Here is a 23,656-nt window from a genome sequence, read left to right on the forward strand (position 1 = left end):
AGAACTATCATTTTAATAATCGCAAGGATTTTATTATTTTGTTTAAAATCAATCGTCATGTTCAAGATTTCTTTGCTTTTTTTTGTTGCAGGTGTTCTGGTTCTTGCCTTTGCAGTATTTGTTCCTTCCAAAGATTCTTCCATTACGATTAACCTTTATGATACATATTACGTACTATCTTCCATTTCCCTATTTAAATTTTTAGGTCTACTCGGATTAATTTTTTCCGGTTTATATTATTTTACAGAACAGAAGTTATATTCAAAAACTTGGAGCATCATGCATTTAATTAGTTTTATCTGTTTGATTGTGAATGTTTGGACCTGGGGATTTGTGGAGCGGGTATATTTTGGGAATTTTGAAGCCGATGTGTCAAGCCGTTTACCCAATGCGGAACAGGCAGAACGAATAATAAAGATTCAACAGTTCTATGTTGGAACCTTTTTATTGATGGTTTTCCTTCAGTTACTTTATGTGTTGAATTTAGTGGTCGGAATGATCTACAAGAAGTCGAATACTGAAGAAGAATAATTTTTTTCAATCAACCTTTGATTTGCAAAATGTTGAGTTAGAATTTGATGGCGATTCCATTTTTCAGGGGAGGCTTGAAATTTTAAAATGGTATATTTGTCAATCAAAATCTGAGATTTTACATGAATTGGAAACAACTGATATCGGCTAGGCGTTGGGGCTATGAAAGTCGTGAGAATAATGAGCAATTTGATGCGCGTTCTGAGTTTCAACGCGATTATGACCGTTTGATATTTTCATCCCCATTTCGAAGACTTCAGAATAAAACCCAGGTATTTCCATTGCCGGGAGCAGTCTTTGTTCATAACCGATTGACACATAGTTTGGAGGTTGCTTCGGTAGGTCGTTCCTTGGGTAGATTATTTTACAATTTATTGAAGGAAAATCACCCCAATATAGATGAGGAAGCGCCTTATCTACAGGAGGTTGGGAATATTGTTTCTGCAGCATGTTTGTCCCATGATCTGGGAAATCCAGCTTTTGGTCATTCTGGGGAAGCTGCCATTTCAAGTTTTTTTACAGAAGGGCAGGGGAAGAAATACCAGGAATTGGTCAGCAAGGAGCAGTGGGAGGATCTGATTCATTTTGAAGGTAATGCGAATGCATTGCGGATTTTGACGCACGCTTTTAATGGTAAAGACCCAAAAGGGTTTGCGTTGACCTATACGAGTTTAGCTTCAATTGTCAAGTATCCATGTGCCGCCATTGATGGCCATGTCAAAGGTTCGCACCATAGAAAGAAATACGGTTACTTTGATTCAGAGAAAGAAAGTTTTGAAAAAATTGCATTAGAATTGGGCTTACAGGCAGACCCTTCCAATCCGAAGGGGTATTTGCGTCATCCATTGGTTTATTTGGTGGAGGCTGCAGATGATATCTGTTATAATATTATTGATTTAGAAGATGCTCACCATTTAAAAATTCTTTCCTACCAGGAAGTAGAGGATTTATTATTGCCATTATGTGCCGGTGAAGATTTACGGGATCGATTGGATTCCTTGGCCGATACTGCAAGTCGGGTTTCATTATTGCGAGCAAAAGCAATAAATACACTGATTTGGGCATGTGCGAAGGTATTTGTGGAAAATGAGGATAAATTTCTATCGGGGACCTTTGAGAAACCATTGATGGATGCTTTAGATCCGGAAATTGTGGAACAGATGAAAATCATTTCCAAAATCTCGGTTGCGCGGATTTATAATGCGCCAACTGTAGTACAGATTGAGATTGCTGGTTTTAAGGTCATGAATGCCTTGTTGGAAGAATTTGTTCCAGCCTATTTAAAGTCGAATAAATCCATGTTTGACAAGAAGTTGGTAGCCATGATTCCAGAGCAGTTTCATACGGATAAAGTAGATACCTATTCCAAAATTCGGGCGGTGCTTGATTTTGTGTCGGGCATGACTGATGTATATGCGGTCGAGCTTTACCGAAAAATTCAAGGAATTTCAATTGCTTCCTTGGAATAATAGGGCAAAGCTATCGGATGAACAAATTATAAAATGATCCCTAATCATAGGGATGGATTAAATTATTGAATGAAAGTAGTAATAGCAGAGAAACCTTCAGTAGCGCGGGATTTGGCAAGGGTCATGGGAGCTAAGGAAGTGAAGGATGGGTATATTTCGGGGAATGGATTTGCCTTTACCTATGCCTTTGGGCATTTGGTTCAATTATGTACACCACAAGCCTATGGTTTTCATAATTGGTCGGTTTCCAATTTACCGATCATACCGACACAGTTTTCTTTGGAGGTGAAGAAGGTGAAGCGTGATGGGAAGCAGATGGATGATGCCGGTGCATTGAAGCAATTGAATACCATCAAAGCTTTATTGAATGATGCGGAAGAAATCATCGTGGCGACGGATGCTGGACGGGAAGGTGAATTGATCTTCAGGAATATCTATTATTATTTAAATTCTAAAGTTCCTTTTAAACGATTGTGGATATCCTCACAAACGGATAAAGCGATAAAAGAAGGTTTTGCCAATTTAAAAGAAGGGGTTGAGTATGATAGTTTATACATGTCAGCACGCTCCAGGTCAGAATCTGATTGGCTGATTGGAATCAATGCTACCCAAGCATTGACATTAGCGGCAGGAAACCGAGGTTTATTGTCTTTGGGACGCGTGCAGACGCCTACCTTAGCAATGATTTGTTCCCGGTATTTGGAGAATAAAGATTTCAAACCGCAGGCATTTTATAAGATTCAAGCTGGATTTGAGAAAGAAGGAATTCAATTTAAAGCAACTTCCAATAAGATTGATAAGAAGGAGGTAGCGGAAGAAACGGTTGCCAAATTACAGGTGGGCATGAATGCTTCCGTGAAAAACGTAGAAGCAAAGGAAACCAAGGAGCAGCCACCATTGCTGTTTGACTTGACATCCTTGCAACAAGATGCCAATAAGAAATATGGCTATTCCGCAGATCAAACTCTGAGTATTGCACAGACTTTATATGAAAAGAAAGTAATAACCTATCCGCGTACGGGTTCCAGATATATTGGGGAAGATGTTTTTGAGAAGATCGAGGAGTTGTTTCAACATTTGGCGGATACGGCGCAGGAACAAATCGCTGTAATTAGTAAGAATTTGATTGGTGCCAAGCTCAACAAACGTTCGGTAGATGATAAGAAAGTAACGGATCACCATGCGTTGCTGGTCACTGATGAGAAACCAGGGCCTATGCCTATGGACCAACAGAATATCTACAATATGATTGCCAAGAGGATGGTAGAGAGCTTCTCTGAGGTTTGTCTGAAAGATATTACGACCGTCACGATTGATGCTGCGGGCGTGGAATTGATTGCGAAGGGTACTGTGATTAGACAATATGGTTGGCGATTATCGGCAGACCAGGTTGAGTTGCCTGATGAAGATAAGAATACGGATGATCAGGATAATGAAAATGCGCAGTTACCAAAGTTGATTGTTGAGGAGCTTTTGGAGGTATTGACCTTGGAATTGGCTGAGCGGTTTACAAAAGCGAGACCCATCCATACAGAGGCATCCTTGTTAAAAGCGATGGAGACTTCAGGTAAGGAGATAGAGGATGATGAGATGCGTCAAGCCATGAAGGATTGTGGGTTGGGAACTCCGGCGACTCGTGCAGCGACTATTGAAACCTTATTTCAAAGGGACTATATCAAACGAGATAAAAAGAAATTAATCCCGACCGAAAAGGGACTTTCTGTATATTTTCTCGTGAAGGATCGTTCCATTGCAAAAGTGACCTTGACAGGAAAATGGGAGCAGAAGCTGGAGGAAATGCGCGAAAATAAAGTGAGTTATGATGTGTTTATGAAACATATCAAGGATTACACGGCGAAAATCACCAAGGAGCTTTTACAGTTGCGAGTTGCGATTGCACATGAAGAGTTAAAGCCATTGCAAAAAGGGAAGATAAAATGTCCAAAATGCAAACCTGGATCCATTCAATTATACGATAAGGTTGCCCAGTGCGATCATTATGCACGAGGCTGCGATTTCAAAATCTGGCGGACCTTAAATGGGGTTTTCCTCGATGAGAAGGAAATGAAAAACCTTCTGGAAAAAGGGCGTACCTCTGTTTTACAAGGAGTAAAAGGGCAGGATGGGCAGGTAATTTCGGCGGCTTTACTATATGAAAACAATAAGGTAAATATTGCTTGATTTAGTTAACTTAGGTAGATGGATACTATCTATGTTTTTACTGGATTGGGGGCAGACCGTCGGGTTTTCGAAAAACTTGATTTTTCTGGAATGGAGGTTGTTTTCGTGGATTGGTTAAAACCAAGACCTTCGGAAGCCTTTGAAAGTTATGTATTCCGATTAGCAGAGCATTATCAATTGCCAAAACAAGGATCCAATGTCCTTGGGTTATCCTTTGGAGGGATGTGTATTGCTGAGCTTTCCAAGTATTATGATTTCAAAAAAACTGTCCTAATCTCTTCAGCGAAGACAAAAGATGAATTACCTAAAGTTCTGGGGGTATCCAAATTCCTATCCTTACATAAATTATTCTCGGGTGCTGCGGCCAATTTTGCGAACTCCAAGATCTTATATTGGCTTTTTGGATTGAAATCAGAAGAGGAACAGTTTCTGTTTGATACCATGCTGAATGATTCAGACCCGGATTTTCAGAAATGGGCCATCGATAAAATCGTAAACTGGGAAAATACTCATGTTCCAGTCAATTGTCTTCAGATTCATGGCGATAAAGACCGTTTGATTCCCATTCAAAATGTGGATTACAGCATTCGGATTAAAGGCGGCGGTCATTTTATGGTTTGGAATAAAGCCGAAGAGTTGAATTATCCTATTCGAAATTTCTTGTTATAAGTAAATCTGTCCATCAAAGTCATGTTGTCGTCAATTGTAGAAGCATGGTTTTCCTTCTATGAGTTTTGTATTACCTTTGCAGCTTATGGTAAATAAACTCTATAATCCATTTTTGGATTTTCAATTTGACAATAAGACCTGTTTTTTATCTGGTAAATCCTTAAACTCTGAGGATGAGAAAATCCAGGTTTTTCCGGATTGGATGATGCGATCCTTTGATTTGGAGGATAAGCCTTTTAAATTGTTGGATGAGAGTTTAGTAACCTATAAACAATTGCAATTACCCTGTTCAGCAGAAGTAGCAGCTGTATTTTCGGAGGTAGAGCAAAAGGTCGAGGATGCGGTACAAGTTGGATACACTGCTGTAAAAGATCTGGATCAATTGACTTTGTTTCAATGGGTCGGAAAGATATTATATGGAGTTGTTTTCAATGAGATTCAAGTAGGAATAAGACAAGCTTTTCTTTCGGGAGAGTCATTGAATTTTTCTCAGGCATTGGTTCATAAATTTAAGAACCTACATTTTATGTTGCAATCTTTGATTTGCACGATGGAGTTTGAGCATAAAAATCCATTTACCATCCTAGTCCTACCTGTTGATAGTGCTCCTGAAACCTTTATGTACCGAGATGAAATCAACACCTTGATTTTTTCCATTCGTATGAAGGATTTTGCCATCATAGCAACCTTGCAGGATAATGGTGTTCATCAGATCTATCATGAGGAGGTATTGAATAAAGTTGCGGGCAAGGTATTGCATCCGATTCAGTTTGAGGAAATCTGTGCACGTTATTTTTATTCCGCCTATTTATTTAACCGTTTACCAGAGTACACTTATATGGAGGTTCCGGAGAAGGTTTTTGTGGAGCCGATGCCATTGAATGATTGGACACTTAAGCCAATCTTTGATCAATGGGTTGTCAAGACCTATGGACAGGTATTAGAGAACTTTTGGAAACCATGGGGTTATACCTTGTTCGAGATTATTAAAGACCCTGAAAACCCGATGACCTTCATAAGCGATGAGCATGGGGAATTTATTTCAGAGGTTCAACTTCCAAAGTAAAATATAATCATATTCGTTTAAATTTTCGTAACTTAATACTGTTGATTAGTAGAATGTTATGAGGTGGTTTGCCATAATCATATTGATTTTTTTTAGCTCGACTACTTTTGCGCAGGAGAAGCCTGTACAGGATAGTAGTATAGTTCGGGAAGTGGATAAAGTTCCTCAATTTGTTGGGGGGTTAGGAGGCTGGCAGCGATTTTTAGCAAATACAATCAATATTGACCGGGCAATTCTAGAGATGGATAGTGCTCAATATGCTGAGTTTGGATTACGGCAGACTGCAGTAATGGAATTTACAGTATGTGAGGACGGGGAAGTCTGTGATGTGGAGATATTAAATAAATCCAAGATCAGTCCTGCATTTGCCAAAGAAGCCTTGCGCGTGATGAAGCGATCCCCAAAGTGGATTCCCGCAATCAAAGGAGATAAAACCGTTAGAACCCGATTCCGACAACCAATTACCGCTGTTTTAGATGGCAGTTAATTTTAGCTAAAACTATATAGCTACAATTATGACCTTGATTATCGGGGTCTAATGCCTATCTAATCCTTTTTCTATTCAAAATGATACTTTAATTTTCAGGTATTCTTTCGTTTTAATATTAAATTTGACAAACCAAATTAATCGAAATTAAAATGAAAAAACATCCTGACTGACCCTATTATTTTCTCAATAATTAATCTTTCAATAGAGTTTTCGCCTAATTTATTCAATACTAAACATTTTACCTGTTCAGGCACCTGAACATTGCTGCGGCTTAGTTAGAAGAAAACTAAAAGAACTTAACTTATTGTCTTTTTTTTCAGGATTTCATTAAAGATTGCATTGGAATATTTTTATTTCAGCAAGAAATTGGAGTTCTAAATTATTATTAACAAAATCAAAGGGTCATGATCAACCAGCAATTGGAATAAATCACCAAACAATGAATGACCTAGTAAACAAACAATGTAGATGAATTTTACAAAAAAAACTAACCACAACTATTTGAAAGCAGGTTTATTTCTTGCTTTTTTGGCGGGGTCAAATATGACCTATGCCCAGGAAGCAATCAAATATCAATTACCACCTCAATCCATAGTTGATTTAATCGATGCTCCTCAAATTCCGGTAGAACAATTCAGTCCAGATGGTAAATACATGTTAATTCTGGAAGCACCGGGATTACAATCCATTATTCAGGCTTCACAACCTGTATTGGGAATTGCCGGATTGAGAATCAACCCCATCAATAATACCACGGTTGCAGAAAGCTTAGGAACTTTTAAAGGAATAAAAGTTCGGGATTTAAGTACCGGAATGGATTTCAGTTTATCAGGCTTGCCTCAAGATGCTCAAATATCAGATGTTAAATGGTCTTCGAAAGCAGGGGTTTTTGCTTTCCTGAATAAATCATTGCAGGATACCGAATTGTGGTTAGCAGATTTAAATAGTAAATCTGTGAAAAAGATTTTAACTAAAGTAAATGATACTTACGGAACAAGCTATCAATGGAATAGTGACGGTACTGCACTTCTAGTGCAACAGGTTAGTGCTTACAGAGGGGGAGTACCTGTACAAAATCCAGTTCCAACAGGTCCAGTGGTTCAAGAGAATTTGGGTGGAATTACTCCTTCAAGAACCTATCAGAATTTATTGGCCAATGCGTATGATGAATCCTTGATGGAATATTATTTGGGTTCCGATTTGGTTCAGGTGGATTTGCAGGGACAGGCAAAGCCATTGTCCATTAATGGAATTTTTAAATCTGTTTCCTATTCACCAGATGGAAAATATATTTTGACAGAAAAGGTTGTCAGACCTTATTCCTATCTGGTCCCAATTTATTTATTTCCAGCCGAAGTATCCGTTTATTCAGCGACAGGATCCAAAGTAAAGGATATATATACCCTTCCATTGGCTGATAATCTGCCGATAAGCTTTGATGCCGTATTGGAAGGTCCTAGAAATTTTGAGTGGAGAAAAGATAAGGATGCTAGTTTGGTTTTTGTTGAAGCATTGGATAAAGGAAATCCTAATGCATCATCAGAAATTCGGGATGAATTATTTGAATTATCCGCACCATATGATTTGAAGAATTCCAAAAAGATTTACTCAGGTACCTATCGTGTTCGGGATATACAATGGGGAGAAAGTATGGCCATTGTCTCTGAGAATTGGCGTAAGGATCGTTCTTCAAAGCTTACCCTGATTAACCCGAAAAGCAATCAGGTGGTTCGGGTATTATCAACGCGGAAGTCTGAAGATACCTATAGTGATCCAGGGAGCTTTATCAAGAATGCGAAAGGGCAATTATTGAGTGATGGAAAGGGTTCTGTATTTACACAAGGGCAAGGGGCATCTGCCGAAGGGGATCGTCCATTTGTTATGAAATGGAATGTGGAGAATGGAAAGCAGGACACCCTTTATAAATCAAAACGAGGGTATTATGAAGAGCCTATTTTCTTTAATAATACAGGGGTTTTATATGTTTCCAGAGAGTCCGCAAAAGAGGCTCCCAATGTTTATTCCATCAATATCAAGAATAAAAAGGAGTCAAAAATAACTGATTTCAAGGATCCATATCCAAGTATTGCGAAGGTTCAGAAAACATTATTGTCTTATCCAAGGAAGGATGGATTGAACCTTTCAGGAACTTTATATGTGCCGGCAGACTTTAAAAAAGGAGATGCGCCATTGCCAGTTTTGGTATGGGCCTATCCACGTGAGTTCAAAACAAAGGAAGCGGCTGGTCAGGTAAAAGGATCTGCCAATAAATTCCCGAGGTTAGCCTTTCGTTCGCCTGTATTTTGGGTGACTCAGGGATATGCGGTAGTAGATCAAGCGGATATGCCAATCGTAGGAGAAGGAACTGCGGAGCCAAATGACACTTTTATTGAGCAAATAAAGGATAATGCAAGTGCCTTGATTGATCATATTGTAGGATTAGGAGTAGCTGATCGTCATCGGATTGGAGTTGGTGGCCATTCATATGGTGCGTTTATGACGGCAAATTTATTGGCACATACTGATTTATTTGCTGCTGGTATTGCCAGAAGTGGTGCATACAACAGAACCTTGACACCTTTTGGTTTTCAAGGGGAGGCGAGAACCTATTGGCAAGCCAAAGAGACCTACGATGCGATGTCTCCATTTACTTATGCTCCACAAATCAAAAGACCTATTTTATTGACTCATGGGATGGATGATGAGAATTCAGGAACATTTCCTATTCAAAGTGAAAGATTATATGCAGCGATCAAAGGGCATGGAGGAATTGTACGTTTAGTGATGTTGCCGAAGGAATTTCATGGGTATAGAAGTCGAGAAGGGGTATTGCATACCTTTTGGGAACAACATCAATGGTTGGAGAAATATGTAAAAAACAGAAAGAAAGATGATTAAGACTACGATAAAATCCATATTGGTTGCCTTATTGATTGGGCAATTTCAATATTCAACAGCCCAGCAAGTTAGCAGTCCAAAGAGCCATTTTGGCTTTAATATCGGAGACGATTATATGCTTGCGAATTACAAACAAATGGAGGGATATTTTCTGAAAGTAGCTCAGGAATCTGATCGGGTTCTGATTCGTGATGGGGGCTTAACTGAAGAGGGTAGAAAGCAACATTTGATAATCATCTCTTCTCCAGAGAATCTAAAGGAAATTGAAAAGTATAGGAAGATTTCTCAGACATTGGGCCGAGCAGAAGGAATCACAGAGGAGGAAGCAAGGGAATTAGCAGCAGTAGGAAAGCCAGTAGTATGGATTGATGGCGGAATGCACTCCAACGAAATGGTGGGTTCGCATCAATTGATAGAAACCCTATATCAATTGACTAACAGGAATGATGCAGAAATCAAGAACTATCTGGATAAGGTGGTGGTATTGATGTGGCATGTCAATCCTGATGGTCAGGATTTATTGGCTGATTGGTATATGCAATATGAGGATAAGGCGAAGCGTAATATGTCAATTCCGACCTTATACCAAAAATATGTTGGGCATGACAATAATCGGGATTTCTTTATGTTCAACATGAAGGAAGCAAGTAATTTAGCCAAGGTGGTTTATATAGATTGGTTGCCTCAGATTATTTACAATCATCATCAAACTTCGCCAGATGGAACTATTGTGGCCGGACCTCCATATCGTGATCCATTCAATCATGTTTTTGATCCGCTATTGGTGACTGGGATTGATGGGGTTGGATTTGCCATGATCAATCGGTTGAATGAAGAGGATAAACCGGGCTATGTCCGGATGGATCAATCTGGATTTTCAACATGGTGGAATGGCGGCTTAAGAACAGCGCCCTATTTCCATAATATGATTGGAATCCTTACGGAAGTAACAGGTAGCCCTACACCTTCAAATATTCCATTGGTACCAGAGCGTCAGGTTCCGAGAAATGGATTGCCATATCCAGTAGCTCCTCAGGCCTGGAATTTCAAGAAATCCATTGATTATTCAGTATCCATGAATTTTGCGATTCTGGATTATGCTGCCAGAAACGGTGATAAATTGTTGTATAACATCTATAAGATGGGTAAAAACTCGATTGACCGTGGAAATAAAGATCATTGGACGAAATACCCGAAATATGCGGAACAGATTGAGGAAAAATATAATGCAGATTTAGCTGCAGGAACGGTTAAGAAAGAGGAGAGCAATTCTTTTTATCGGACGAGGACTATTCCAAAAAGTTATTATGATGCGATATTCACAGATAAATCAAAGCGTGATCCAAGAGGTTATATCCTATCTGCAGATCAGGCAGATTTTCCAACTGCTATAAAATTTGTGAATGCATTGATTAAATCTGGGGTTTATGTCTATCAGGCGAATTCGGCTTTCTCCGTAAATAATAAGCAGTATCCTAAGGGTTCCATTGTGGTAAAGACTAATCAGGCCTTTAGACCACAGGTATTGGATATGTTTGAACCGCAGGATCATCCACATGATGTAGAATATGAGGGCGGTCCTCCAATTCGTCCTTATGATGCAGCAGGTTGGACCTTGGCGATGCAAATGGGAGTTGATTATGACCGCGTTTATGAAGATATTAATGGTCCATTGAATAAAATTGAAAGTGGGGTATTGATGTCGGCATTGCCGGTTGAGGTTCAAAATTCAAAGGGCGGATATTTGATCAATGCGAAAGCAAATGATGCTTTTTTAGCCATTAATCAATTGTTGAAGTCTGGAGTGAAAGTATATCGGGATTTAGATTCTAAAGATTTTTATGTAGATGCGAAGGCAGCTTCCAAAGTCAAGGAATTTGGCCAGACCTTAGGATTAAAGAGTCAAGCCATTGCAAAAAAACCGAAGCAGTTGAAGGCAGTAGAGTCTCTGAAAATCGGGTTGTTTGATTATTATGGGGGCAGCATGCCATCTGGATGGGTGAGATGGATTTTGGAGCAATATGGTTATGATTATGACTTGTTCTATCCTCAGGATATTGATAATAATTCAGTGAAGGATTATGATGTTTTGTTGTTTGTTGGGCAAGGAATACCTACCTATGGATCAAAGGCAACAGGAAGATCAGTGGATGCAGACCTCGTTCCAAGTCAATACAAACATATGCTAGGTTCAGTAACGGCAGAAAAATCCATTCCAGTATTGAAATCATTTGTGGAAAATGGTGGGCAGATCGTGACGATCGGAGCATCTTCTGAGTTGGTTTATCATTTTGGTTTGGAAGTAGAGAATCCATTGGTGGAAACCAACGAAGATGGGAAGAAAGTAAGATTATCCAATGTGAAATATTACGTTCCGACCAGTATTCTTCGAGCAGAAGTTGATTTAACAAAGCCTGAGAATTATGGCTTGAATCAGGACCTGAATATCGTATTCAATAATAGTCCGGTTTTTAAATTTGAGAATTCGGATAGGCTTTATTCATTGGGATCTATAAAATCCGATCATTCCTTATTGAGTGGTTGGGCCCATGGTCAAGAATATCTTAAAGATGTTAATATCGGGTTAGTATCCAAGGTAGGAAAGGGCAAATTGGTCGCAATAGGTCCTGAAATAACCAATAGGGCACAAAGCCATGGTACATTCAAGATCTTATTCAATCAGTTATATCGTTAAATAGAAAAAGGGAGCTTCAAGCTCCCTTTTTCTATTTATTGTAGTTCATTTCTATTTTCAGGAAACGACCTGTTTCAGAATTTTTTTGTTTTATCAAATCCTCAGGAACTCCCTGGAAGAGTAATTTTCCGCCATTCTTTCCACCTTCAGGTCCCATATCAATTACCCAGTCAGCGGCTTTAATCACGTCGAGGTTATGTTCAATAATCAACACGGTATTTCCACGGTCCACCAATCTATTGATAACGCCCAATAAGACATTGACATCTTCAAAATGTAATCCTGTAGTTGGTTCATCCAAGATATAGAACGTTTTGCCGGTATCTTTCTTAGAAAGTTCGGTTGCTAATTTTACGCGTTGGGCTTCACCTCCAGAGAGGGTTGTTGAAGATTGACCAAGGGTGATATAACCTAAGCCTACGTCTTGCAAGGTTTTAATTTTCCTGTAAATGGAAGGGATGTTTTCAAAGAAAACAACGGCTTCATCGATGCTCATATCCAAAACATCGGAAATTGATTTTCCGCGATAACGGACTTCTAAGGTCTCTCTGTTATAGCGTTTTCCGTTGCAGGTTTCACAGGGAACCTGAACATCAGGTAGGAAGTTCATTTCAATAATCTTCATACCAGCACCCTGGCAGGTTTCACATCTTCCACCTTTGACATTGAATGAAAATCGTCCAGGTTTATAACCTCTGATTTTCGCTTCAGGCAACTGTACATAGAGCGCTCTGATATCAGAGAATACACCAGTGTAAGTCGAAGGGTTTGAACGTGGAGTCCGACCAATAGGTGACTGATCAATTTCAATAACCTTATCGATATTTTCTAGACCTTCGATTTTGTCATACGGCAAAGGTTTCGCTTTAGCACGGAAGAAATGATGGTTCAGAATAGGGTAAAGGGTGTTTGTAATCAAGCTTGATTTCCCAGAGCCCGAAACTCCCGTTACAAGGACCAATTCTCCCAAAGGGATATCAATACTCACATTCTTTAAGTTATGACCTTTAGCGCCTTTTAAACTAAGCGTATGACCATTTCCTTTCCTTCTTTCTGTTGGGATTTTGATTTCTTTGTTGCCATTCAGGTAATCCGTCGTCAAGGTATTCATTTTCATCAATTCCTTTGGCGTACCTTGGGCAACCACTTTACCGCCATGGACACCTGCAGCAGGTCCCATATCGATAACATAATCCGAATGTAGGATCATATCCTTGTCGTGTTCCACCACAAGAATAGAATTTCCGATATCCCGAAGATTTTTAAGTGCACTGATCAAGCGTTCGTTATCCCTTTGATGGAGACCAATACTAGGCTCATCCAGGATATAAAGCACATTGACCAATTGTGATCCGATTTGGGTTGCCAAACGAATCCGTTGGGCTTCACCACCAGATAAACTTTTGGAACTTCTATTTAAGGTCAGATAATTCAACCCTACATCCAAAAGGAATCCAATTCTGGTTTTTATTTCTTTGATTATTTCAGTAGCAATAATGTTTTGTCTATCTGAAAGTTTGGTTTCTACATCGTCGAACCATTCATCCAAGGCCACAATATCCATTTCCGCTAATTCAGCGATGTTCTTATCGGCAACTTTAATATGTAATGATTCTTTCTTTAAACGCGCTCCATGACATTCAGGACATACCACTTGAGTTCTAAACTCATCCAAGCCTTGAGTATCATCGCTGTATTTTGCACTCATTTCTTCAAGCATCTTGAAGATACCTTCAAATTGAACTTTATATTCACGAGCTCCATAAGAACCATAGGATACCGTTAAGTGGATAGGTTCTTCTTCTCCAAATAACAGGTTATCGATAAGTTCTTCGGATAGTTTTTCAATAGGTGTGGTCAGTGAGAAATCATACTTCTTAGCGACAGCCTTTAAAACCGCAAAATTCCAGGAATCCTTAGCGGGTCCCAAGGGAACGATTGCTCCTTTTTGAATGTTGAGGCTACGGTCTGGGATAACGATTTTTTTATCAATTTCATAGATATAACCTAGTCCATCACATTTTGGACAAGCGCCATAAGGGGAGTTGAACGAGAATGTGTTTGGCTGCGGTTCATCATAGGAGATGCCGGATTCAGCATCCATTAAATATCTACTGAAAAATTGTTCTTTATTTTCCTTGTTGGCAATTTTAATGATTCCTTTTGCTGTTTTTAAGGCTTGACCAATGGAAGTGAACAATCTTTTGCGAGAGTCCTTTTCAACAATGATTCGGTCGACTACGATTTCAATATCGTGGATTTTATAACGGTCAACCTGCATTTTAGGAGCGATATCCAATATTTCTCCATCCACGCGAACTTTTGTATATCCTTGTTTTCTGATTTGCTCAAAGAGTTCACGGTAATGACCTTTACGACCTTTTACCACTGGGGCTAGGACATAAATACCTTCTCCATTGAATTCATTTAGGATACGGTCAGTGATTTCATCATCCGACATGCGTTCCATCTTTCTGCCAGTCACATAGGAATAAGCTTCTCCGATTCGGGCATAAAGTAAACGGAGGAAGTCATAGATTTCAGTAATCGTCCCAACGGTAGATCTAGGATTCTTTGAAGTTGTTTTTTGTTCGATAGAAATTACAGGGCTTAATCCTGAGATTTTATCGACATCAGGTCTTTCCATTCCACCTAAAAACTGACGGCTATAGGCAGAGAAAGTTTCCATATATCGGCGTTGACCCTCAGCATATATAGTGTCAAAGGCCAAGGAAGACTTACCACTACCACTTAATCCAGTGATAACAACCAGTTGGTTTCTCGGAAATGATACATCTATATTTTTAAGGTTATGTACGCGGGCTCCAAATACTTCTAATTCACTTTGATCCCCAAGGTCTACTGCTTTTTTTACGGCCATTAATCTCTCCTTTTAGCAAAGTGCAAAGTTACAGATTTTTAAGTAGAGATTTCTAAGATGCTCGTCTCTAATCTAATATTAGGCAGGATTGTTGAAAAGTATTACCTTTAAAATACAAACAAGGCATTTTGAAAAAACTAGACGTAAATAAATCTGAGCGCGAAATTATTGAACAAGCTATAGAACACTGGGAGAAGGAGCAGTTGTTGACGCGGGAGAAATCTGAGGAATTAAAATCCAATATGGATGATAAGGGTTTTGAATGGGGGATGCTAGCGAGATATGCCTTCTGGATTGCCTTGGCATCATTGATATTTTCTGTTGTTTCCTTGTTTTCGGATGATTATTTATCCAAACTGGTAGAGGGTTTTTATGAGACCCCCAATGTGATCTTTTGTTTGGGTTTTGCAGGAGTAGCGGTGTTTTTTTATATTTTAGGTTTCAGAAATAAGGCGAAAAACCCTGGTAAGAATTTTTCAAATGAAACCCTGATGCTTGCCGGAGCATTTTCCACGGCTGCAAGTATTGGATTTTTAGGCCAGGTGTTGGACCGGAATGAAAATCATTTTACCCTCCTGTTTTTATTGTCAATCATCATCTATGCCGTTCTGTCAATCAAATTGACCTCAAAATTATTGTGGGTATTTACCTTGGTTGCCTTGGGGATTTGGTTTGCGACTGAGACCGCCTATCATAGTAATTGGGGATTTAAGTTCTGGGGGATGAACTATCCTTTGCGTTTCACTATTTTCGGCATACTATTGACCAGCTTTGCAATTTTTATTCAACCTAGGATTAAAAAAATCGCGATTTTTCAATCGACATCTTTTGTGGTTGGGCTATTGTATAGCATGATTGCCTTGTGGTTACTTTCCATCTTTGGCAACTATAGTGATTTTGATAAATGGTCGAGTGTGCGGCAATATGAGATTTTCTATTGGGGTTTATTAGGCATTGCTATTTCATTGGGATTGGCGATATACGGAATGAAGACCAAAGATCATGTGTCCAGGGATATCGGTTTCGTATTTTTTATTTTAAACCTGTATACCCGATTTGTCGAATACCTATGGGACAATATCAATAGGACTATATTCTTCTTAATATTAGCGGTTTCCTTTTGGTTTGTAGGGAAATGGGCTGAGAGTATCTGGAAGAAGAAAGAATAAATAAAGCTTTAGTAATTAATTCCGTGTTCTTTTAAGAAGTAAAGGGCATTTCTTTCGTGTTCGACAAGTGGTTTTAACTCGGCATCTGTCAAAGAAGAAGCTACGGAAACGAAGAATTTATTAATATCAGGAATTATCGCTTCTGAGATCATCTGAACACGTTTGATATGGAATTCGGAGGTAATGATAATTAATAGATCTGGATTGTATTCTTCGATAGTTTGTTTGGATAGTGAGAAATCCTCGATGGTATTTCTGGATTCCGTTCCTGGTAGGAATCGTTCAGGGGCTACTCCTTTTAAGTTCAAAAAGTTTTTTGCGTAATAATGATGGGGCTTATCTGTGATATTGAAATGGTCTCCTTGACCTCCAGTACAAAGAATTCGAGCTTCCGAATTACTCATAGATAAGTCGTAGGCGCGGTATAATCTATCCAACGCGATTGCTGAAAGATGACCATACTCATCATTTGGAGCTCCTAAGACCATTATTATCGTTTTCATAAATGAATTAAAATTTTACCCAAAACTATAAAAAAGGTTTGTAATAAAATACAGTTTAATATATAATTCTATAATTATAAAATATTAACCTGTTTTATTTTGATTTCAAGTAGAAATCAATAAAAATAATCTGTATCAGAATTCTGAGTTAATAAAAAAGCCATCCGGCAGGATGGCTTTATATGATGAAAAGAATTTATTCTTACAAGTGGATTACTTCGCCATAAGCGTCAGCAACAGCTTCCATAATAGCTTCACTCATAGTAGGGTGTGGGTGAACCGATTTAATGATTTCGTGGCCAGTAGACTCTAATTTGCGAGCAACTACTACTTCAGCGATCATTTCAGTTACGTTAGCACCAATTAAGTGAGCACCTAGGAATTCACCGTATTTAGCATCGAAAATTACTTTTACGAAACCATCTTTAGCACCGGCAGCAGAAGCTTTTCCGGAAGCTGAGAATGGGAATTTACCCACTTTGATTTCATAACCAGCTTCTTTAGCTGCTTTTTCAGTGAAACCTACCGAAGCGATTTCAGGTGAACAGTAAGTACATCCTGGGATGTTATTGTAATCAATAGGATCTACGTGAAGACCTTTGATTTTTTCGATACAAGTAATACCTTCAGCAGAAGCCACGTGAGCTAAAGCTTGACCTTTTACGATATCACCGATCGCATAAACACCATCGATATTTGTTTTATAGAAATCATCTACTAACACCCGACCTTTGTCAGTTTTTACACCAACTTCTTCTAGACCTAAGTTTTCGATGTTTGGCGTGATACCAACAGCAGAAAGAACAACTTCAGCTTCGATGGTTTCAGTACCTTTTTCAGTTTTGATAGAAACTTTACAAAGATCACCTTTAGTATCAACGGATTGCACTTCAGATTTAGTCAGGATGTTGATACCTGCTTTTTTCAGTGATTTCTCTAATTGTTTTGAGATTTCTTCATCTTCAACAGGGACGATTCTGTCCATGAATTCAACGATGGTCACTTTGGTACCGATGGCATTATAGAAGTAAGCGAATTCGACACCGATAGCACCAGAACCAACAACGACCATTGATTTAGGTTGTTTAGGAAGGTTCATTGCTTGGCGGTAACCGATAATTTTCTTACCATCTTGAGGAAGGTTAGGTAATTCTCTAGAGCGCGCACCAGTAGCAAGGATAGTGTGTTTAGCAGTATATTCTTTGGTAGATCCATCAGCCGCTTTCACTTCGATTTTACCACCTTTTTTAATTTTTGCAGTACCCATGATCACATCGATCTTGTTCTTTTTCATCAAGAACTGGATCCCTTTGCTCATGCCATCTGCTACACCACGACTTCTTTTTACAATAGCATCAAAGTCGGCTTCACCACCATTTACTTTGATTCCATAATCAGCAGCATGATTTAAATATTCGAATACTTGCGCACTTTTCAAAAGTGCTTTGGTTGGAATACAGCCCCAGTTAAGGCAAATACCACCTAATGCGTCACGTTCGATAATGGCAGTTTTGAATCCTAATTGAGCTGCTCTGATTGCTGCTACGTATCCACCTGGACCACTACCGATAACAATAATGTCGTAATTCATAAATATTAATTGTCGTTATGTTTGCAAATACAATTCTTCAAAAATACACATTTTTTATTTAGTCAGGACATATCTTTTCGGCAAGGATGTCATTTTTATGGGCTATATGTCATTTCGAGGTCACTTCCGAATTAAGCATTTCATTTCCCTAATGGTTTTCCTTTTCTTTGCGCTGACTAATAGTAATTTATATGTTAAGAATATTTCAGCAAGTTGCCCTATGGGAGGCAATCTCTACCGTTTTGTTGTTTTTTGTTGCTATGCCTTTAAAGTATTTGGCGGGAGTTCCTGAAGCTGTGCGTGTTGCCGGATCTATCCATGGGTTCTTGGTTGTACTTTTTGTTGTTCTATTGATTGCCTGCTGGCAAACTTACAACTGGAAGTTTGGCCGTGTTGTCAAATACTTCGTTCTTAGTTTAATCCCAATTGTTTCATTTTGGGTTGAGAAAGACCTTAAAAAAGAGATTGTAGCTCAAAAAGCAGCTTAATCCCTTTTCTTGATATCAGGCTCGATCCCCATATAGGCGTAGGTAATTTCTGTTTTGCCATGTGGGGTTGGAGTTCCTTCCGCATCCAAATTGACAAAAACCAATTTGTCAATTGAAAGAATCACCATCCTTGTGATCTTATTACGAACCACGCAACGCATGGTTAGGGATGTTCTACCGAAATTTATCGCTTCGATACCCAATTCAATAATATCGCCTTGCTTCGCCGAACTCACAAAATTGATTTCTGAAATATATTTGGTTACTACATGCGGATTCCCGAGTTGGACGATGGCGTAGATTACAGCTTCTTCATCTATCCAGCGTAATAATGTTCCTCCAAATAAGGAACCGTTAGGGTTTAGGTCCTCAGGTTTGACCCATTTACGAGTATAAAAGTTCATATACAAATATCTGAAAAATAGTCTATTCCTTTAAAGTATAGGGATAATAAAACAATTTTTACAACCTTATGCAGTGGAATATTGCAGTAAAGTGTTGAGTTAAGGTTGAGATGTAATAAAAAAAGGCAAACTGTAAAGTTTGCCTTTTAAATTATGTGATTAAGCGTGGATCGCTCTATTTGCGGTTGCTGCAAGGGCAGCTTCTTTTAATGCTTCCGTAAATGTCGGGTGAGCATGGCAGATTCTACCAATATCTTCAGCCGATGCACGGTATTCCATAGCTACAACAGCTTCAGCAATCATGTCTGCAGCACGAGGGCCAATCATGTGTACTCCTAGGATTTCGTCAGTTTCAGCATCTGCCAATACTTTGATAAATCCATCAGTGTCACCAGATGCTTTCGCACGTCCAGATGCCTTGAATGAGAAATTACCCGCTTTATATTTTTTACCTTCTTCTTTTAATTGCTCTTCAGTTTTACCTACAGAAGCAACCTCAGGCCATGTGTAAACTACACCTGGAATTAAGTTATAATCAATATGTGGTTTTTGACCAGCAATAGATTCTGCAACATAAATACCTTCGTCTTCAGCCTTATGAGCTAACATGGCACCTTTGATTACATCTCCGATTGCATATACGCCCGGAACGGAAGTTTCTAAATGCTCGTTAACAGGGATTTTATTTCCTCTTTCTTCAGTTTTGATACCGATGTTTTCAAGACCTAATCCTTCAGTATAAGCCGTTCTACCAACAGCAACGATACAGTAATCACCTTCTAACACTACATTTTGGCCTTTGGAATCTTCAGCCGTAACAGTTACTTTTTTACCTTTTACAGTAGCACCAGTTACTTTATGACTCATAAAGAATTCCATTCCTAAGTTTTTCTTCAATACGCGTTGAAGCTCTTTACCTAATCCGCCATCCATTGTAGGGATGATTGATTTTGCATATTCAACAACAGAAACCTTAGACCCTAATCGAGCATATACAGACCCCAACTCTAATCCGATAACACCACCACCAATAACGATTAGGTGTTTAGGAACTTCAGTTAAGTTTAAGGCTTCAGTAGAAGTGATGATACGTTGTTTATCAACAGGTAGGAAAGGTAAAGCCGAAGGTTTAGAACCAGACGCAATAATTACATTTTTGGTACTTAGTTCTTCCACTTTTCCATCCGCTGCAGTTACTTTAATTGTGTTTTTGTCAACGAATGAACCTACGCCTTGGAAGCTGTCAATTTTATTTTTCTTGAACAAGTAAGTAATACCTGCAGTGTTTTGATCGATTACACTGTTTTTTCTGTCGATCATTTTTTTCATATCGACTTTAAGGTTGCTTAAGCTAATACCGTGTTGTTCAAAATTGTGAGCAGCATTATGATAGTGTTCTGAAGAATCTAACAATGCTTTGGATGGGATACATCCCACATTTAGACAGGTTCCTCCAAATGTGCTATATTTTTCAATAACAGCTGTTTTTAAGCCTAATTGAGCACAACGGATAGCGGCAACATAACCACCTGGACCACTTCCGATTACGATTACGTCGTATTGCATAGAGTTTTTTCTTTGTTTACGAGGCAAATTTACTATTTAAATGCATATTAAGCGAAGAGAAATGCTATTTAGTGGCTAGTATTTTTTAATTAGACGGAGGGATTACAAAATGGAATAGGAGCTGGGGGAATTTGGATTCTTCAGAGGTAAATAAACGAGGGGATATTGGATTAAGATTGAGAGGCGGAATAAACAAGAAAGGCTCCATTAGGAGCCTTTACAATTGTATTTTTTAGGTACTTGGATTATTCAGCAACGATTTGACCGTGCATAATTCCGAAGTGACCAGGGAAGCTACATAGGTAAGGATAAACCCCTTTCTCTAGTGTGAAAGTGATTTTATCTTCTTGACCTGGACCTAATAATTTTGTGTGAGCAACGATAGAAGATAATGCTGATTTAGGGATATACTCGTTATCCGCAGCAGCAGTAGCTTCACCACCAAAAGTTGCAACATCAACACCTGGTTTCAATACTACCAAGTTGTGTCCCATTGATTCAACCGGCATAGAGCCTACATTTTTTAAAGTCAATTCAACTGGCTCACCAGCTTTAACACGAATTAAAGTTGTATTGAATTGCATTTGATCGTTTGCTTCCACTGTCCATTGGTTTGATAATGTTACATTTTCAATACCAGCCACAGTTTCAGTAGATGTTGTTGCTTCAGGTTCTGTTGTTGTTGTGGTTTCGGTTGAAGCGCCTTCTTCTTTCTTCTCAGCGTTATTGCCACAAGAAGTAATTCCAATTGCTAAAATTAGCGCTGGAACAATAAATAATTTCTTCATAGCTATTTTTAATATATTTTGTACGAATTTAACATAAATTATTGATTTTAACGAGCTTTAAATCATTAAGAAGTCAATTTTGGGTTTTTATTTTTATTCGTAACCTGGATTATTTTCTGATATAATTCAATTGGATCAAATGGTTTTCCGATTACTCCATCCGCTCCAGCTTGAAATGCAGCCGCTTGTTCATGCTCTAAAACAGAAGCCGAAATTGTAATAATTGGAATGCCATGTTTCTCCGGAATGATATTATTTTTGATCTCTTTAATGGCTTCAAAGCCACTCATGATCGGCATATGCGTATCCATCAAAATTAAATCATACTGTTCGCTTTCCACCTTTTCAAGAGCCAAACGGCCATTTTTCACGATATCAACCTTACAGTTCCAACTTCTCAACATATGGGCAAGCATGAATGAATTTAATTCATTATCCTCAGCCACCAAGACCTTCATCTCATCAAATTTCGGGAAGCTGTTGTAGGTAGGGACATCTTTTTCTTTTTCCACCTCGCTTTGTGCGGATTCCTCAAACCATCCTTCGAAATAAAATTCGGAACCCTCTCCATAAACACTCTTGGCTCCAACATCTCCGTTTAACAGTTTAGCCAATCTTTTTACAATTGCTAATCCCAAACCTGTTCCACCGAATTTCTTAGTAATTCCATCATCAGCTTGCTCAAAAGCCATAAAGATTTTATCTACAGAGTCCTCACGGATTCCAATACCTGTATCTTTAACTGCAAATCGTAGTCTAAAGCGTTCATAGTCCTTATCCACAACTTTGATGTTCAATTGGATTGAACCCTTTTCAGTAAATTTCAAACTGTTTGATACGAAATTGCTGATAATCTGCTGCAGCCTTAAGGAGTCATAGTGAATATATTGGGGAACATCCTCATCCAATTCAATATTGAATTTCAGGTTTTTGTGGGTAGCCTTAATTTTGAAGATTCTATTGATATCTTCAATCATCTTTGTTAGGCTGAAGTCCTCAAATTCAATCTTTAGCATTCCTGAATCAATTTTTGAAAGATCAAGGATGTCATTGATGATTAATAGGAGTGAATGTGAAGCATTGTCTAGTCTCTTTAACCAATCTTTTTGTTCCACCGTTAATTCAGAGCTTTTGAACATGTGCATGATACCCATAATACCGTTAATTGGGGTTCGGATCTCATGACTCATATTAGCTAAGAAGATTTCTTTAGATTTTCTAGCCTGTATTGCTTCCTCACGAGTTTTCAAAAGTTCGATTTTAGATTCTTCAAGCTCTTTGTTCTTTTGAATAAGTTCTTGCTGGATTAAAATCTGTTGAACAAAAGATTTTACTTTGGCAATGGTTATTTCAGGGTTAAGTGGCTTATAAAGGTAATCGACCGCACCGCTTTCTAGCCCTTTTAATAGATATTTGTCCTCTTTAGAAATTGCGGTCACCATAATAGCCATGATATGGCTAGTTTTAGGATTTGATTTCAATAGGGATACAAATTCAAATCCATTAATTTCTGGCATCTGAACATCGACAAGTGCAATAGAAATATCATCTTTCCAGCAGATCTTGAGTGCTTCATTAGGATCAGTGGAACTGACGATATTTACATGGTCAACTTCTTGAAGTAAAGCATGAAGACTGATGATATTTTCTTCTTTATCATCCAATATCAGGATATTGATCGTTTTCATAGGTGACATTACATTAATTGGCTGAAGTATTCTACAATATGTTGATTTGAAATAACTTTTACTTTTTTGGAAACCTCAACACCTGCTAATGGCATAGTATCAATAATTGCTTCCTTAGGATTCTGAACATAACAGTCGGCGCCGTGATTGACCAAGGACTTTAATCCTGTTGACCCGTCGTTGTTTGCTCCCGAAAGTAGGAATGCTGTTGCATTTTTTCCGAAGACTGCAGCCACAGATTCAAAAAACACATCGATCGATGGTCTTGAAAACTGTACAGGGTCAGAAATATCCAGTGAAAAAAGATAATCTGGTTCGACCAAAGTGTGATACCCGGGAGGAGCAAAATAGATATGGTTTTCCAATATAGGGAGCTTATCACGAACTGAAATCACATTTCGATTCAGTCTTTTGGATAAACTGTTCTCAATTTTTGTTTCGTATTTAGAATTTCTATGTAATACAATAACAATAGCATCTTTAAACCGGGCAGGTAAATGATCCAAGATCTCAACGATCAGTTCATAAGCCCCTGCGGAACCGCCAATAACGATGATATGTTTTGCCAAATTCTCCATC

General features: G+C 38.5%; 18 protein-coding genes. 10 read left to right on the top strand and 8 right to left on the bottom strand.

Annotated features, from left to right (window positions below; genetic code table 11):
* Positions 1-57: 57 nt before the first annotated feature.
* From PZ892_RS02425 to PZ892_RS02460, 8 genes are all read left to right on the top strand, one after another.
* On the top strand, positions 58-531 hold the full coding sequence (locus PZ892_RS02425; RefSeq protein WP_094280240.1) for a hypothetical protein: 474 nt from the start codon (positions 58-60) through the stop codon (positions 529-531).
* 122 nt (positions 532-653) lie between these two features.
* The gene (locus PZ892_RS02430; protein WP_182498037.1) at positions 654-2,000 is read left to right on the top strand and encodes a deoxyguanosinetriphosphate triphosphohydrolase; all 1,347 of its coding nucleotides are present in this window, start codon (positions 654-656) and stop codon (positions 1,998-2,000) included.
* A gap of 69 nt (positions 2,001-2,069) precedes the next feature.
* On the top strand, positions 2,070-4,181 hold the full coding sequence (locus PZ892_RS02435) for a type IA DNA topoisomerase (protein WP_182498038.1): 2,112 nt from the start codon (positions 2,070-2,072) through the stop codon (positions 4,179-4,181).
* An 18-nt stretch (positions 4,182-4,199) separates the two neighbouring features.
* Positions 4,200-4,850, top strand: a complete 651-nt coding sequence (locus PZ892_RS02440; RefSeq protein ID WP_182498039.1) for an alpha/beta hydrolase — start codon at positions 4,200-4,202, stop codon at positions 4,848-4,850.
* 58 nt (positions 4,851-4,908) lie between these two features.
* On the top strand, positions 4,909-5,916 hold the full coding sequence (locus PZ892_RS02445) for a hypothetical protein (protein WP_308419445.1): 1,008 nt from the start codon (positions 4,909-4,911) through the stop codon (positions 5,914-5,916).
* 58 nt (positions 5,917-5,974) lie between these two features.
* Entirely contained in the window at positions 5,975-6,403 is a 429-nt protein-coding gene (locus tag PZ892_RS02450; RefSeq protein ID WP_182498040.1) for a TonB family protein, read from the top strand.
* Between the two features lie 471 nt (positions 6,404-6,874).
* Complete coding sequence (locus PZ892_RS02455; RefSeq protein WP_229678228.1) at positions 6,875-9,304, top strand: prolyl oligopeptidase family serine peptidase; 2,430 nt, start codon at positions 6,875-6,877, stop codon at positions 9,302-9,304.
* Positions 9,297-11,999, top strand: a complete 2,703-nt coding sequence (locus tag PZ892_RS02460) for a M14 metallopeptidase family protein (RefSeq protein WP_182498041.1) — start codon at positions 9,297-9,299, stop codon at positions 11,997-11,999. Before PZ892_RS02455 ends, PZ892_RS02460 begins: the two co-directional genes overlap by 8 nt.
* A gap of 31 nt (positions 12,000-12,030) precedes the next feature.
* On the opposite strand, the gene uvrA is transcribed toward PZ892_RS02460, so the two are convergent.
* Positions 12,031-14,880 (bottom strand): excinuclease ABC subunit UvrA, encoded by a 2,850-nt coding sequence (uvrA, locus tag PZ892_RS02465; RefSeq protein ID WP_182498042.1) that lies wholly within the window; start codon positions 14,878-14,880, stop codon positions 12,031-12,033.
* A gap of 128 nt (positions 14,881-15,008) precedes the next feature.
* On the opposite strand from uvrA, the gene PZ892_RS02470 reads away from it, so the two are divergent.
* A complete protein-coding gene (locus PZ892_RS02470; RefSeq protein ID WP_182498043.1) occupies positions 15,009-16,049 on the top strand; it encodes a DUF2157 domain-containing protein in 1,041 nt (346 codons plus the stop codon).
* Between the two features lie 8 nt (positions 16,050-16,057).
* Here PZ892_RS02470 and PZ892_RS02475 read toward each other — a convergent pair whose 3' ends face one another.
* Both PZ892_RS02475 and lpdA (PZ892_RS02480) read right to left on the bottom strand, forming a co-directional pair.
* Entirely contained in the window at positions 16,058-16,552 is a 495-nt protein-coding gene (locus PZ892_RS02475) for a YdcF family protein (protein WP_094255495.1), read from the bottom strand.
* A gap of 202 nt (positions 16,553-16,754) precedes the next feature.
* Positions 16,755-18,143 carry a dihydrolipoyl dehydrogenase gene (lpdA, locus tag PZ892_RS02480; protein WP_094255494.1) on the bottom strand — a complete coding sequence of 463 codons (1,389 nt, stop codon included), beginning with the start codon at positions 18,141-18,143 and terminating at the stop codon, positions 16,755-16,757.
* Positions 18,144-18,334: 191 nt separating this feature from the next.
* Between lpdA (PZ892_RS02480) and PZ892_RS02485 the strand changes: the two genes are divergently transcribed.
* Positions 18,335-18,631 carry a DUF3817 domain-containing protein gene (locus PZ892_RS02485; protein WP_094255493.1) on the top strand — a complete coding sequence of 99 codons (297 nt, stop codon included), beginning with the start codon at positions 18,335-18,337 and terminating at the stop codon, positions 18,629-18,631.
* Here PZ892_RS02485 and PZ892_RS02490 read toward each other — a convergent pair.
* The 5 genes from PZ892_RS02490 to PZ892_RS02510 all read right to left on the bottom strand — a co-directional run bounded on the left by PZ892_RS02490 (position 18,628) and on the right by PZ892_RS02510 (position 23,655).
* Positions 18,628-19,035 carry a hotdog domain-containing protein gene (locus PZ892_RS02490; protein WP_094255492.1) on the bottom strand — a complete coding sequence of 136 codons (408 nt, stop codon included), beginning with the start codon at positions 19,033-19,035 and terminating at the stop codon, positions 18,628-18,630. The genes PZ892_RS02485 and PZ892_RS02490 overlap by 4 nt on opposite strands.
* A 159-nt stretch (positions 19,036-19,194) precedes the next feature.
* Entirely contained in the window at positions 19,195-20,601 is a 1,407-nt protein-coding gene (gene lpdA, locus PZ892_RS02495; protein ID WP_094280232.1) for a dihydrolipoyl dehydrogenase, read from the bottom strand.
* Between the two features lie 245 nt (positions 20,602-20,846).
* Positions 20,847-21,389 carry an azurin gene (locus PZ892_RS02500; RefSeq protein WP_094255490.1) on the bottom strand — a complete coding sequence of 181 codons (543 nt, stop codon included), beginning with the start codon at positions 21,387-21,389 and terminating at the stop codon, positions 20,847-20,849.
* Positions 21,390-21,454: 65 nt separating this feature from the next.
* On the bottom strand, positions 21,455-23,077 hold the full coding sequence (locus tag PZ892_RS02505) for a response regulator (protein WP_277712047.1): 1,623 nt from the start codon (positions 23,075-23,077) through the stop codon (positions 21,455-21,457).
* Between the two features lie 8 nt (positions 23,078-23,085).
* On the bottom strand, positions 23,086-23,655 hold the full coding sequence (locus tag PZ892_RS02510; protein ID WP_182498044.1) for a chemotaxis protein CheB: 570 nt from the start codon (positions 23,653-23,655) through the stop codon (positions 23,086-23,088).
* Position 23,656: the final 1 nt, after the last annotated feature.

The organism is Sphingobacterium sp. WM, assembly GCF_029542465.1.
Lineage (GTDB): Bacteria > Bacteroidota > Bacteroidia > Sphingobacteriales > Sphingobacteriaceae > Sphingobacterium > Sphingobacterium cellulitidis.